Origin of the sequence: Bacillus cereus group sp. MYBK15-3 (assembly GCF_051916765.1) — a bacterium.
Classification (GTDB): Bacteria; Bacillota; Bacilli; order Bacillales; family Bacillaceae_G; genus Bacillus_A; species Bacillus_A cereus.
The window spans coordinates 1-14,218 of sequence record NZ_JBQAHG010000001.1; the positions used below are offsets into that span (position 1 = coordinate 1).

Genomic DNA, 14,218 nt, shown 5'->3' on the forward strand with positions numbered 1-14,218 from the left:
AGAAAGCAAGAGAAATAGCAAAAGCTAAAGAAGAAGAGAAAGCAAGAGAAATAGCAAAAGCTAAAGAAGAAGAGAAAGCAAGAGAAATAGCAAAAGCTAAAGAAGAAGAGAGAGCAAGAGAAGAAGCAAAAGCTAAAGAAGAAGAGAGAGCGAAAGAAGCATCTAAAAACAACATACAGTCTGCTAAACGTGAATTAACGGTAGTAGCGACAGCGTATACTGCTGATCCAAGTGAAAATGGTACATATGGTGGACGCGTTTTAACTGCGATGGGGCATGATTTAACGGCAAATCCGAATATGAGAATTATCGCAGTTGATCCGAAAGTAATCCCATTAGGATCTAAAGTATGGGTAGAAGGTTATGGAGAAGCTATCGCTGGTGATACTGGAAGTGCAATTAAAGGTAATCGTATTGATGTTTTAATGGGTTCAAAAAGTAAAGCTATGAATTGGGGAAGACAAACTGTTAAAGTGAAAATTTTATAATAACAATAATTATCCAAATAGAAGTCAGTTCTCTTTATTGAGGCTGGCTTTTATTTTCTTAGTAGAAGGATAATAGGTTTTTTAAATGGCTTATTACTAAATCTGTAATTAAGTTACCAGCTTCATTACCAAAAACAACGGTAAAGCTTATAAATATGAAAAATGAAGATATACCTACAGATGAAGATAGTTACTGGGAAGCTTTTGACTTGTTCGGTTCTGAATATGTATGTAGATTATTAGGGGTACCGTTATATGATGATCTTCCAAAGGATTTGGCGTGTCCAACTTGTGCGAAAGAGATGAAATATGTTGCTACAATTACTCAAGATATTGAGGAACGTGGACTTATTTCAGTAGTTAATTTCCAGTTTGGGGAAATGAATATATACTATTATTTATGTATAGATTGTTCAATTATAAAAACTGAAATACAAAATACATAACAAGCCTAACATATTATGTTAGGCTTGTTTTTTGATCGCAACATCATTAAGAATTGCATCAAATATATCTTTTTGCGTAAAGTTATCTGTAAAAATAGTTTCTCTGGCAACCTTAATAGTATCGTGCGGATTATACCATTTTTGTAGGGAATCTTCACCAAATTCGTGTCGTTTGTCCCTTGTGTTATGTCGTCTAATAGTTTCCTCTAATGATAAATCAAAGTAATATGCAAATGCATTTTCATCAAAATAACGAATTAATTCTTTTAACATCTCACCATACCTATGACTGTTCAATATACCTTCTAAAATAACAAATTCACATTTTCCTTTTCCGTACTTCGTAATTTCAAATAGTAAATCATGTGATAAATTACCCATTGTGTCGTGTACTCTAAGCATATCTCTACGTACAATATCCTGTGATACTAAAAGTGTCCCTTGTCCGAAATGTTCTTGTAGTTGTTTTGCAATCGTTGTTTTACCACTTGCGGAGTTTCCTCTAAGAATGATTAAAGTGGATGTAAATATAGGATTAGACATAATGTATTCCCCCCAAACAGCATTAATTATATAGAAAATTTTAACAAATAAAGTAAGGAAAGTGTATAATCAATATGATGGATATTTAAGGAGGGGGTAAGATGGGGGATATATTAAAAAATGCACAACCTATATGGAAACGGACTTGGTTTCGTTATCTAGGGGCATTTTTTATTGTTCAGTTACTGTTTATTTTGTGTGAAATAACTAGGTGGGTACCAAACTTTAGGCCAGGCGGAGAGTTTTTTAATAGAATATTAAATTCTCAATTTTTCACTGAATGGTTCACACTCTATACAATCCCGCAATTTAACGTATTTACAGCATTTTTTGCGATTACATTACTACCATATGCATTAGTAGGTGCAATGAAAGATGTAACAGCAAGAAAAAATATAAAGGAATAATAGAGGTATAATATGCTTTTTCAAAAAGAAGGTTTATTGATTAGATACGTAATGGAAGATGATGCATCTATCATTTCTAAATGGTTAACGGACCCAGCAGTCCTGCGGTATTACGAAGGACGAGATAATCCGCAATCTGTAGAAAAGGTGCTTGATCATTTTATACATAGTCCAAACAGTAATGAAAAAAGATGTTTAATAGAATTTGATACCATTCCGATTGGTTACATACAAATGTATCCAGTGGATTCAGAGTGGAAAGCGTTATATGGCTATAAAGAATCACAAAATGTATGGGGTATGGACCAATTTATCGGTGAACCAGCCTATTGGGGAAAGGGAATTGGAACAAAACTCGTTCAGGCAGCAATTACATATATTATGGGTGAAATGGGAGCAGAAGCAATTGCAATGGATCCGAAAGTAAATAATGAACGGGCAATAAAGTGTTATGAAAAAAGTGGATTTAAAAAAGTAAAGATTTTAAAGGAACATGAGTTGCATGAGGGGAAATTAGAAGATTGTTGGATGATGGAATATAAACAATAATAATGGCTTATACAAACAAAGGGGGATGTGTGAAATGAAAAAAGCATTAATCGTAATTGATGTGCAAGCGGGTATGTATACAGCTGGAATGCCAGTACATAATGGGGGAAAGTTTTTACAAACACTGCAAGAGCTTATTAGGGAATGTCGTTCAAATGATATTCCAGTTATTTATATCCGACATAACGGTCCTAAAGACCATCCGTTAGAAAAAGGTACGGATGGATGGCGAATCCATGCGGCCATCGCTCCGCAAGAAGGAGATAATATAGTTGAAAAGACGACTCCAGATTCATTCCATAATACAAACTTAAGCGAAGTGTTACAAGAGAAAGGAATTGAACACGTTATTCTTTCGGGAATGCAAACAGAGTATTGTGTAGATACGACAACGCGCAGAGCATGTAGTGAAGGATATAAAGTAACGTTAGTGAGTGATGCACATAGTACATTTAATACAGAAGTGTTACGTGCTGAAGATATTGTGAAACATCATAACGCAGTATTGGGAGCGTTTGCGGATGTTGTTGAAGTAAAAGACTTAAAAGTGGCTGCCTCTAAATAAGAGGCAGTTTTCATTAGAAAAAATAGCGTCAAATATTGTTAGTAGGTAGGTATTTTGAAATAATCACTTGTATAATTTCACGTACCATAATGAAAAAATACAAAAAAGGAGCACCACATAATTAAAAAGGGCGCTCCTGCATTAAAACGTTACTTTTTTTTATCTTTATCCAATATATTTTGTTCTTCAGCAAACTCTGTACCATATGCAAAGCGGCGATTAATACGAATGTTATCATTGTTGTGCCTTGTATGAGAGTTAGAGAAGCGATGAACGATTACTTCAGATAAAGTGAAGACGATGGCAGAAAGGATACTGCCCCATGCAATTTGCATATAGTTGTCTAATAAAATATTACCGAAAATCCATACGCTTAAATATGTTAATAAGAAATCCGACATAATGGCACCAGTATTGCCAATTCGATTTAAAATGATTTTATCAACGAACATGTAGGATACGATTGTAACAAAGAGACTGAATGAAATAATTTGAACAAACGTTGCAGGGAAAAATAAAGCAAGCCCAATGCTAAATGCGATAATGCACGATATAAACTTGATAAGCACTACTGTGAAATCATTCAAAATTTACACCTCCGATTTATACATAGTTTTTCAATAAATTCTGGAGTTCATACATTGTAACGGATTTATTTACATAAAACTTTTTCATGTTCGGAATTTAGTCTAAATATTATAAAAACAATGAAAAAATGTTATAGTAAAATGAGAGTGTATGACATTTTTAGGTAAGGGGGAATCCAGGATGTGGATTACTTCAGAAGTAGAAATTCCAGATGAGTTAATTGATCACCTTGAGCAAGGAAAGTTAGTATTATTTGTTGGAGCGGGAGTTTCTATGAAAGGGAAATCAAACTTACCGAATTTTGATGATTTAGTTGATGAAATTGCAAAAACGTTATATGTCGAAAAACGTGAAATAACAGAACCACATGATTATTATCTTGGTAAAATTGCGAAAACAAAAGATGTACATCAAGTCGCAAGAGATCTTGTTCATATAGAGAAATCAAAACCGAATCCATTGCATTATGCAATTCCAAGGCTATTTCCTTTAGATACAGATATCCGCATTGTAACAACAAATTTTGATCAACATTTTACAACAGCAATTAAAGAAATAAATAGAGATATTAATGTTTATTACGCTCCAGCTTTACCGACTGGGAGAGCTTTTAAAGGTCTTGCTTACATACATGGTAATGTAGAACAGGAGAAAGAGGCTTTAATTTTAACAGATGGTGATTTTGGAAGGGCTTACTTAACGGAAGGGTGGGCGAGAAGATTTTTAGTTGATCTATTCTCAAATTACACCGTTTTATTCATTGGATATAGTCATAATGACCCAGTAATGAAATATTTAGCAACTGGTTTACCACCAAGTACAAGACGATTTGCTTTTGTCGCACAAGGAGAAAATACGTACCACTGGGAACATTTAGGGATAAGACCAATTGTGTATCCGAATAAGGTGAATAATCATCAATCCCTCGTAAAAGCGGTAAAACGCTGGGCTGAATTAATGGGTGATAATTATATTACGAAAATAATGCGTATTCGGGATATTGTAACGGTTCCCCCGTCAGTAGAACAGGAACAATTATCATACATAAAGCAATCGATTAAAAAAATTGAAACAGTACGTTACTTTGTGGAATTTGCTCATGATTATGAATGGGTCGAATGGTTAGAAGCAGAAGGTAAATTACAAAATTTGTTTATGCTTACGCCAAACTATAATGAAGTAGATGAATTACTTGCAGAATGGTTAGTGGAACAATTTCTTTTTAGTCATCAGAAAGAATTATTTCAATTAATTTATAAAAACTATTCTAAAATATCACCGTTATTATGGAGAACAATTTGTAACTACTTAAACGAAACGAAGAGTAAGATGGACCCGCTGTTGTTTGCAAGGTGGACACTCCTTTTATTAGAAACAGCTGAAAAAGATAGTAGCTCTATAGAAAAGATTTCTAAGTTACTGCAAAAATGTTCTTTTCCTGAGCATAAAGAAATTGCCTTATTGTTACTAACTTTTATTTTAGACGGAAAACTGAAGTTGAAACGTGTAAGAAAATGGGGAAATGATACGCAAGAATCAATAGAACTCGAGGAATCGAGTCGCTTACCAGTATCTACATTTTCTCATGTGGAGCAAATTTGGAACGAAAAGATGAGGCCATATATCGCTTATTATGCTGTTCCAATTATGATGATCGGATTAGAAAAATTGAGAATGTTGTCGTTAAGACAAACGGCACTGAAAAAAAGAAATAAGGAAAATGTAGAGAAAGAGTTTCATCAAAATGATCTTGCATTTTTAATACGAATTGTAAAAGAGTGTCTAACTTATTTATGCGAAAACAATGAGAAAAAAGCGGATTATTATATTACAGAAATGATAGAAGCAAATAGTGTACTTCAAAAGCGAATTGCAATTGATGCGATGAATAAAAATATTTTTGTTCGTGTAGATGACAAAATGAAATGGTTGTTACATGAAGGACTTCTTTTAGATTTCACTTATAAACACGAAGTTTTTCAACTTTTAAAAAGGCATTATGCACATTGTTTAGAAAAAACAAAAGAAGAAGTCACTCGAACTGTAATAAAGCATCTTACAGAAGAGAGGGTATTTGATGCATGTCTCGTATTAGACTTATTATTCAAGTATGATTCGAATAGCCCATCTACGGCAAATGGGTATGAGTTAATGAAGCAAAAGCATCCTCATTTTCATTCTGAACGATACAGTGTACAAAAGAAAGAAGATACAGCAGAAAGCATTACTTGTAATGTAACTGCTGACGGATTATTGCAGCTGAAAGATGTTGAAATTATGAAGCAAGTTCAGCAATTTTCGCAAGATGGTGTTTTTGAACAACGCCATTTTTTAGAGATGTTATCAAAAGCATGTAAATTAAACACAGAGTGGAGTATTTCATTTGCATACCAATTAGTAGGAGTGCAAGAAATAAGTAATGAAGTATGGTTTGTTTGTATTAGAGAATGGCGAAATAATCGAGGAATGACAAATGAGCAAATCCAAAAAATTATTCCGCTATTGCAGAAATTTGTTAGAAATACTGCTTTTCATTGGTTAATTAGTAGTTTTCTATATGAAATTAGTAATCGACTAGAAGAGTTAGAAGAGAATAGTATACGTGTTGTAAAACGATTTGCTTTTTCAGTGTTTCCTCAAGTTATGAAGAGTGATACAGACTTTAAGCTTGGGAAACAAGATTTTTATAATGAATCAATTCAGCATCCAGTTGGAAAAATGACGGCTGTATTATTAAAGTTGTTATCATATGATCATTTATACGATCGTAATGTATATGAATATTTATTTTTATTTGAAGAACAAGTAAGAGTTAATTCGGAACGAACAAACTTTATGTTTGCTCGTTTAATAGCAGATATTACATTTCTATATCATATTGAAAAACAATGGTGCCGAAAATATTTGTTACCATACTTAGATTTAAAAAAACAAAATGAGATTACGGAATATGCATGGGCCGGCTTATGTTACACGCAAATAAATTTACCTTTATTTACAGAAATGAAGCGATTTATTAAGTATGCGATAGAACATTTGGAAGTATTACATCCGCATACGAGAGAAGCTTTCTTGAAGTGGCTTAGCTTTGTATTTATTAAATGTGTACTATATTGGGAGCAAAAAACAGATTGGTTATACCCGTTACTCATAATAGAAAATGAAGAAAATAAAATTAAGTTTATGCAGTTTTTATGCTATTACGTCAAAACATTAAGTGTAAAAGAACAACAAAAATTTTGGACAGCTTGGCTCAGTGTATTTTTGCGAGAACGACCAAAAATGGGTGAGATAACTGCAAGAGAATATGTGATGCTTTTACGTATTATTTTATACATGGATGAAATATTAGAAAAAGGATTATGTATTATGTCTCGTGCATTTTCAAGTGTACATGGTAAATGTACAGGTGAGGAAATGAAGCAGTTATTGATTGAAATGCTTCATAAAAAAGAAAGTATGAAAGCGCATAAAGAAATGTTTGCAAATGTGTTTTTTATTTTACTACAAACATGTCACGAAGCCGTTTTATTTGAAAAAGAAATCATACAAATAAAAGAATTATTAGTTCAGTATGAAGTAGAGGAATATGTTTTACATTTACTAGAAAATGAAATAATTCGCATAGGAATTGTAATGGGTGATTTACAAAAAGAATTATAGGACGAAAGTGGAATTTTAAAAAATATATAAAAAGTTGTTGACAGTGTTTTGAAAAGCGTTCTATAATACGAATCATACTTATTCAATTTCAAAAACATTTGAATAAACAAAGTGCAATGAAGAGATCACAGTAGTGGTTAGTCTTACTGTAACAGAGAGCTGGTGGTTGGTGTGAACCAGTACAGGGATAATCATGAATTACAGTCTTGGAGCATCTTTTTCGTAATAAAGATAGTTTGTCTTTATGAGGAAAAAGCGGTCAATTGATCGTTAACAGTGAAGAGAGGTAGACGGAAAGTTAGTCTACAACTAGGGTGGTACCGCGATAAATATCGTCCCTACTGATTTATTCAGTAGGGACTTTTTGTATTTTAGTGGTTCAACTTGAAAATTAAATAGTCATGCATTGAAAGGAAAAGCAGTAGTTGTTGTTTCCCTGTAACAGAGAGCTGGTGGTTGGTGCAAACCAGTACATAAACAAGAGCGAATTACAGTCCTGGAGCATCTTTTTCGTAGTAAAGATAGTATTGTCTTTATGAAGGGAAAGACGGTCAATTGATCGTTAACAATGAAGAGAGGTAGACGAAAGAAGTCTACAACTAGGGTGGTACCGCGATAAATATCGTCCCTACTGATTGAATCAGTAGGGCTTTTTTGTACAAAAAAGTGGGTTTTTAACTAGTAGTTCATGTCTTTGTACGAATTATTAGTTTAAAATAAGAAGAGGTATCGATTCCACTATAAATTTGTATAATTAGTCAGTTCAGAAAATAGAGAATTTTTTATTCTCTTACTATACTTTTAAAACATTAGAGGAGGATTTCCAAATGGCAAATCATGAATTAGATCAATTACGTAAACAGGTAGATGAAATTAACTTACAACTATTACACCTTTTAAACAAACGTGGTGAAATTGTTCAAAAAATTGGAGAGCAAAAGCAAGTACAAGGCACGAAACGCTTTGATCCAGTACGTGAGCGTGAAGTACTTGATATGATTGCAGAGCATAACGAAGGACCATTCGAAACATCAACAGTTCAACATATTTTCAAAACGATTTTCAAAGCAAGCTTAGAGTTACAAGAAGATGATAACCGTAAAGCGTTACTAGTATCACGTAAAAAGAAACAAGAAAATACAATTGTTGATGTAAAAGGTGAATTGATTGGAAACGGAACACAAACGTTCATCATGGGACCTTGTGCAGTAGAAAGTTTAGAACAAGTTCGTCAAGTAGGGCAAGCGATGAAAGACCAAGGCTTAAAATTAATGCGCGGTGGTGCATTCAAACCGAGAACTTCTCCATATGATTTCCAAGGTTTAGGAGTAGAAGGACTTCAAATTTTACGTCAAGTAGCAGACGAGTTTGACTTAGCAATTATTAGTGAAATTTTAAATCCGAACGATGTTGAAATGGCATTAGACTACGTTGATGTAATTCAAGTTGGCGCACGTAACATGCAAAACTTCGATTTATTACGAGCTGTAGGTAAAGTTAACAAACCAGTATTATTAAAACGTGGATTAGCAGCAACAATTGATGAGTTCATTAACGCAGCGGAATACATCATTGCGCAAGGTAACGATCAAATTATTCTTTGTGAGCGCGGTATCCGCACATACGAAAGAGCAACACGTAACACATTAGACATTTCTGCAGTACCAATTTTAAAGAAAGAAACACATTTACCAGTTATCGTTGATGTAACACATTCAACTGGACGCAGAGATTTATTATTACCAACAGCGAAAGCGGCACTTGCAATTGGCGCAGATGCAGTAATGGCTGAAGTTCATCCAGATCCAGCAGTTGCATTATCAGATTCTGCACAACAAATGGACATTCCAGAATTCCATAGATTCATGGATGAGTTAAAAGGTTTCAAAAATAAATTATCTTAATTCCATATCATATATGCATTGAAGAGGAAACAGTAGTGCTTATCTCACTGTTAAAGAGAGCTGATGGTCGGTGTGAATCAGTACAAAGGTAAGCATGAATTACAGCCTTGGAGCATCTTTCCCGACAACTTTTGGAGGGTAAGACGGTCGAACGATCGTTAAAGAAGAAGAGAGGTAGACGAAAGAAGTCTACAACTAGGGTGGTACCGCGATAAACATCGTCCCTACTGAGCGCTCAGTAGGGACTTTTTTGTACAAAAAAATAGTAAAGGGGCAAGAGAAATGAGATACATTACAGCTGGAGAATCACATGGACCGCAGTTAACAGTTATTTTAGAAGGTGTACCAGCAGGTTTGACACTTACGGCGGAACATATTAATAAAGAATTATTAAGAAGACAAAAAGGTCATGGACGCGGAAGACGTATGCAAATTGAAACAGATACAGTTGAAATTGTAAGTGGTGTTCGTCACGGGATGACACTTGGATCACCGATTACGTTAATTGTAAAAAATGATGATTTCAAACATTGGACGAAAGTAATGGGTGCAGAGCCAATTTCGGAAAAAGAAAGTAAAGACATGAAACGTACAATTACAAAACCACGTCCCGGACATGCAGATTTAAATGGAGCAATTAAATATGGTCATCGTGATATAAGAAACGTATTAGAGCGGTCATCTGCAAGAGAAACGACAGTTCGTGTAGCTGCTGGTGCAGTTGCAAAACAAATTTTAAGCGAATTAGGCGTGGGAATTGCAGGACATGTTCTTGAAATTGGTGGAGTAAAAGCAAAACATATTTCAAACTTATCAATTGAAGAAATTCAAACAATTACTGAAAACTCACCAGTTCGATGTTTAGATAAAGAAGTAGAGCAAGAAATGATGAATGCGATTGACAACGCAAAAAGTAGTGGAGATTCAATCGGTGGTATTGTGGAAGTCATTGCAGAAGGTATGCCGATTGGCGTTGGTAGTTACGTTCATTACGATCGTAAATTAGATGCAAAACTTGCTGGTGCAATTATGAGTATAAATGCATTTAAAGGTGCTGAAATCGGCGTAGGTTTTGAAGCGGCACGACAACCAGGAAGCAAAGTGCATGATGAAATTCTGTGGGATGAAGAAAAAGGATACACGAGAAAAACGAATAATGCCGGCGGTTTAGAAGGCGGTATGACAACAGGTATGCCAATTATCGTAAGAGGCGTGATGAAGCCAATTCCTACTTTATACAAACCGTTAGCAAGCGTTGATATTGATACGAAAGAAGCATTCCAAGCGAGTATTGAAAGATCTGATAGTTGCGCAGTACCAGCAGCGGGTGTAGTAGCTGAATCTGTTGTGGCATGGGAACTTGCAGATGCACTAGTCGAACAATTCGGAAAAGATCGTATGGAATTATTAAAACAAAACATTATGCAACACAATAACTACGCAAAAGAATTTTAATAAAAAGGTGGGTTTAACGTGCAAGTAAAAGATCAACTATCATCATTACAACCATATAAACCAGGTAAATCACCAGAACAAATGAAAGAAGTGTACGGAGATCATTCGTTTGTGAAATTAGCATCGAATGAAAATCCATTCGGTTGTTCACCAAGAGTTTTAGAAGAGTTGCAAAACTCTTGGTTGGAACATGCTTTATATCCTGACGGAGGTGCTACAACGCTCCGTCAAACAATCGCAGATAAGTTGCATGTGCAAATGGAACAAGTACTTTGTGGTAGTGGTTTAGATGAAATCATTCAAATGATAAGCCGCGCCGTATTACGAGCGGGAGATAACATTGTAACAGCAGGTGCAACATTCCCGCAGTACCGCCATCATGCGATTATTGAAGGGTGTGAAGTGAAAGAAATTCCTTTAAATAAAGGTGTATACGATTTAGACGAAATTTCGTCAGCGGTAAATAATAATACGAAAATCGTATGGATTTGTAATCCAAACAACCCGACGGGCACATATGTGAATGAGCAAAAATTAACTCAATTTATTGAAGGCATTAGTGAAAATACGTTAATTGTCATTGATGAAGCGTACTATGAATACGTAACAGCAAAAGATTTCCCTGAGACATTACCGCTTTTAGAAAAACATAAAAACATTCTTGTACTTAGAACGTTTTCTAAAGCATACGGATTAGCTTCTTTCCGCGTTGGATATGCGATCGGACAGGAAGAGCTAATTGAGAAATTAAATGTCGTACGTTTACCATTTAACGTATCTTCATTAGCGCAAAAAGCAGCGACGATTGCTTTTGGTGATGACGAGTTTATTAAAGAAATAGTTCACATGAATACAGAAGGATTACAGCAATACGAGAGTTTCTGTAAGGAAAACGGTATACCATTTTATTCGTCACAAACTAATTTCATCTTCTTACCGGTAGATAATGCTGGAGAGATTTATGAAGCTTGTGCACATGCAGGATTTATTATTCGTCCGTTCCCGAATGGTGTCCGTATTACAGTTGGAACAAGGGAGCAAAATGAAGGGGTGATTTCAGTGTTAAAACAACACTTTGAAAATAAAAAAAATAAGTCTCGAGATGAGGCAAATGCGTAAAAAGGTAGTATTAATTGGAACAGGTTTAATAGGAGGCTCTCTCGCATTAGCAATTAAGAAAGAGCACGATGTAACGATAACAGGGTACGATATATTTAAAGAGCAAGTAGAGCGTGCAAAAGAATTACACGTAGTAGATGAAATAGGAGTTGATTTACAGCGTGCATGTGAAGAGGCACATTTAATTGTTTTTGCTTCTCCAGTTGAAGAAACGAAGAAGCTATTACACAAACTTGCGTCATTCCGTTTACGAGAAGATGTTATAGTGACTGATGTTGGTAGTACAAAAGGGTCTATTATGAACGAAGCGGAAGCTTTATTTTCAAAGGATGTTTCTTTCATTGGTGGACATCCGATGGCGGGTTCTCATAAAACGGGAGTTGAAAGTGCAAAGGCACATTTATTTGAAAATGCATTTTACATTTTAACACCGATGAATCACGTGCCAAATAAACAAGTGGAAGACCTTAAAGTATGGTTAAAAGGAACAGGGTCACATTTTCTTGTTTTAAATACGGAAGAACATGATTATGTAACAGGGATCGTTAGTCATTTTCCGCACCTTATCGCAGCAGGTTTAGTAAAGCAAGTTGAGAAACATGCAGGAGATAATCCGCTCATTCATCAACTAGCTGCTGGAGGTTTCAAAGACATTACACGTATCGCATCTAGTAGTCCAAAAATGTGGAGTGATATTGTAAAGCAAAATCGAGAGCATTTAATGGTATTATTAAAAGAGTGGATCTCTGAAATGGAAGATTTATATAAAACAGTTTCTACCGGAGATGCAGGCGAGATTCAAAACTATTTTGCAGATGCGAAAGAATACCGTGATTCTTTACCAGTAAGAAAGAGAGGGGCAATTCCTGCCTATCACGACTTATACGTCGATGTATTAGATAAGGTGGGGGCATTGGCTCATATTACGAGTATTTTAGCGCGCGAGGAAATTAGTATTACGAACTTGCAAATATTAGAAGCGCGTGAAGGACTGCTTGGGGTATTACGTATTAGCTTCCAAAGGGAAGAAGATCGTATGAAAGCAAAGCTAGCGCTTGGAGAAGAAGAATACCAAACTTATGAAACAATTTAAATGAGAAGGTGAAAAACGTGAAAGAAAGAACAATACAACCTGTTAATAACGGATTGAATGGCAATATTACAATCCCAGGTGATAAATCCATTTCACACCGTGCTGTTATGTTCGGTTCTATTGCAGAAGGGAAAACAATAATTAAAGGTTTCTTGCCCGGTGCAGACTGTTTAAGTACGATTTCATGTTTTAAAGAAATGGGAGTAGAAATTACGCAAAACGGTGATGAGGTTACTGTAGTTGGTAAAGGATTAGAAGGTTTACAAGAACCGAAAGCTGTATTAGATGTTGGTAATTCTGGTACAACAATCCGATTAATGTCAGGTATATTAGCTAACACACCATTTTTCTCTTGCGTACAAGGTGATGAATCTATCGCAAAAAGACCGATGAAGCGTGTAACAAACCCATTAAAACAAATGGGCGCAAACATAGACGGCCGAGAAGAAGGAACATTTACACCGTTAACAATACGTGGCGGCGATTTAAAAGCAATTGAATATATTTCTCCTGTTGCAAGTGCACAAGTAAAGTCGGCTATTTTACTTGCAGGTCTTCGTGCAGAAGGTGTAACAGCTGTTACAGAACCACATATTTCACGCGACCATACGGAAAGAATGCTCGAAGCATTTGGTGTTAAAGTAACTCGCGAAGGGAAAACAGTGAAGCTGTCAGGTGGACAAAAATTAACAGCAACAGACATTCAAGTGCCAGGTGACGTATCATCAGCAGCGTTTTTCTTAGTAGCAGGTGCAATCATCCCAAATAGTAAACTAGTATTACAAAATGTAGGAATGAATCCAACCCGTACAGGTATTATTGATGTTTTAGAAAAAATGGGTGCTACGTTCACTGTAGATCTAATTAACGAAGAGGCATCAGAACCAGCTGCAAATATTACAATCGAAACATCTTCATTAAAAGGAATTGAAATTGGCGGAGATATTATCCCTAGATTAATCGATGAGATTCCTGTAATCGCATTAGCGGCAACGCAAGCAGAAGGAATTACAGTAATTAAAGATGCACACGAATTAAAAGTAAAAGAAACAAACCGTATTGATACAGTCGTTGCTGAATTAACGAAACTAGGAGCTCGCATAGAAGCAACTGATGACGGTATGATCATTTACGGAAAATCAGCTCTAAAAGGCAATACAGTAAATAGTTATGGTGATCACCGTATCGGAATGATGCTTGCAATTGCTGGCTGTTTGGCAGAAGGAAAAACAATTATTGAAGATGCAGAAGCAGTAGGTGTATCATATCCTACATTCTTTGACGAACTTCAAAAGTTAGCTAAATAAAAAGGATGGAAAGCAGATACGTGATGTATCTGCTTTTTTGTTAAAACGTCCTTGTAGTTTCACTTACCGAACTATAATAGTAAGAATTATG

At 35.2% G+C, this 14,218-nt stretch carries 12 protein-coding genes, 1 pseudogene and 3 other annotated features; of the genes and pseudogenes, 11 read left to right on the plus strand and 2 right to left on the minus strand.

Annotated features, from left to right (window positions below; translation table 11 throughout):
- Window positions 1–488 (plus strand): 3D domain-containing protein (locus ACTFR8_RS00005; protein WP_440026818.1); only part of this gene is annotated, 488 nt, incomplete at its 5' end.
- 110 nt (window positions 489–598) lie between these two features.
- Window positions 599–934, plus strand: a pseudogene (locus tag ACTFR8_RS00010) (hypothetical protein); the annotation flags it as partial.
- A gap of 18 nt (window positions 935–952) precedes the next feature.
- On the opposite strand, the gene ACTFR8_RS00015 reads toward ACTFR8_RS00010, so the two are convergent.
- Entirely contained in the window at window positions 953–1,477 is a 525-nt protein-coding gene (locus ACTFR8_RS00015; protein WP_000070079.1) for a kinase, read from the minus strand.
- Window positions 1,478–1,578: 101 nt separating this feature from the next.
- On the opposite strand from ACTFR8_RS00015, the gene ACTFR8_RS00020 reads away from it, so the two are divergent.
- The 3 genes from ACTFR8_RS00020 to ACTFR8_RS00030 are packed head-to-tail and all read left to right on the plus strand — an operon-like array spanning window position 1,579 to window position 2,998.
- Window positions 1,579–1,884: a YfzA family protein gene (locus tag ACTFR8_RS00020; RefSeq protein WP_000502343.1), complete on the plus strand. Its 306-nt coding sequence runs from the start codon at window positions 1,579–1,581 to the stop codon at window positions 1,882–1,884.
- A gap of 12 nt (window positions 1,885–1,896) precedes the next feature.
- Window positions 1,897–2,433, plus strand: a complete 537-nt coding sequence (locus ACTFR8_RS00025) for a GNAT family N-acetyltransferase (RefSeq protein WP_000898772.1) — start codon at window positions 1,897–1,899, stop codon at window positions 2,431–2,433.
- A gap of 34 nt (window positions 2,434–2,467) precedes the next feature.
- The gene (locus ACTFR8_RS00030) at window positions 2,468–2,998 is read left to right on the plus strand and encodes a cysteine hydrolase family protein (protein ID WP_000709543.1); all 531 of its coding nucleotides are present in this window, start codon (window positions 2,468–2,470) and stop codon (window positions 2,996–2,998) included.
- Window positions 2,999–3,147: 149 nt separating this feature from the next.
- On the opposite strand, the gene ACTFR8_RS00035 is transcribed toward ACTFR8_RS00030, so the two are convergent.
- On the minus strand, window positions 3,148–3,585 hold the full coding sequence (locus ACTFR8_RS00035; RefSeq protein WP_000997702.1) for a YndM family protein: 438 nt from the start codon (window positions 3,583–3,585) through the stop codon (window positions 3,148–3,150).
- Window positions 3,586–3,766: 181 nt separating this feature from the next.
- Between ACTFR8_RS00035 and ACTFR8_RS00040 the strand changes: the two genes are divergently transcribed.
- From ACTFR8_RS00040 to aroA, 6 genes are all read left to right on the plus strand, one after another.
- A complete protein-coding gene (locus ACTFR8_RS00040; RefSeq protein WP_252209589.1) occupies window positions 3,767–7,249 on the plus strand; it encodes a DUF4020 domain-containing protein in 3,483 nt (1,160 codons plus the stop codon).
- 107 nt (window positions 7,250–7,356) lie between these two features.
- Window positions 7,357–7,592 (plus strand) — a binding site (T-box leader).
- A 54-nt stretch (window positions 7,593–7,646) separates the two neighbouring features.
- Window positions 7,647–7,882, plus strand: a binding site (T-box leader).
- Window positions 7,883–8,076: 194 nt separating this feature from the next.
- Window positions 8,077–9,153, plus strand: a complete 1,077-nt coding sequence (locus ACTFR8_RS00045) for a bifunctional 3-deoxy-7-phosphoheptulonate synthase/chorismate mutase (RefSeq protein ID WP_001273575.1) — start codon at window positions 8,077–8,079, stop codon at window positions 9,151–9,153.
- A 9-nt stretch (window positions 9,154–9,162) separates the two neighbouring features.
- Window positions 9,163–9,382 (plus strand) — a binding site (T-box leader).
- A 53-nt stretch (window positions 9,383–9,435) separates the two neighbouring features.
- Window positions 9,436–10,608, plus strand: a complete 1,173-nt coding sequence (gene aroC / locus ACTFR8_RS00050; RefSeq protein WP_001269428.1) for a chorismate synthase — start codon at window positions 9,436–9,438, stop codon at window positions 10,606–10,608.
- A gap of 18 nt (window positions 10,609–10,626) precedes the next feature.
- Complete coding sequence (hisC, locus tag ACTFR8_RS00055) at window positions 10,627–11,727, plus strand: histidinol-phosphate transaminase (protein WP_001197276.1); 1,101 nt, start codon at window positions 10,627–10,629, stop codon at window positions 11,725–11,727.
- The gene (gene tyrA, locus ACTFR8_RS00060) at window positions 11,720–12,820 is read left to right on the plus strand and encodes a prephenate dehydrogenase (RefSeq protein WP_001228131.1); all 1,101 of its coding nucleotides are present in this window, start codon (window positions 11,720–11,722) and stop codon (window positions 12,818–12,820) included. The genes hisC and tyrA overlap by 8 nt, the downstream gene beginning before the upstream one ends.
- Window positions 12,821–12,837: 17 nt before the next feature.
- Window positions 12,838–14,127, plus strand: a complete 1,290-nt coding sequence (gene aroA / locus ACTFR8_RS00065) for a 3-phosphoshikimate 1-carboxyvinyltransferase (RefSeq protein ID WP_030026099.1) — start codon at window positions 12,838–12,840, stop codon at window positions 14,125–14,127.
- Window positions 14,128–14,218 lie beyond the last annotated feature (91 nt).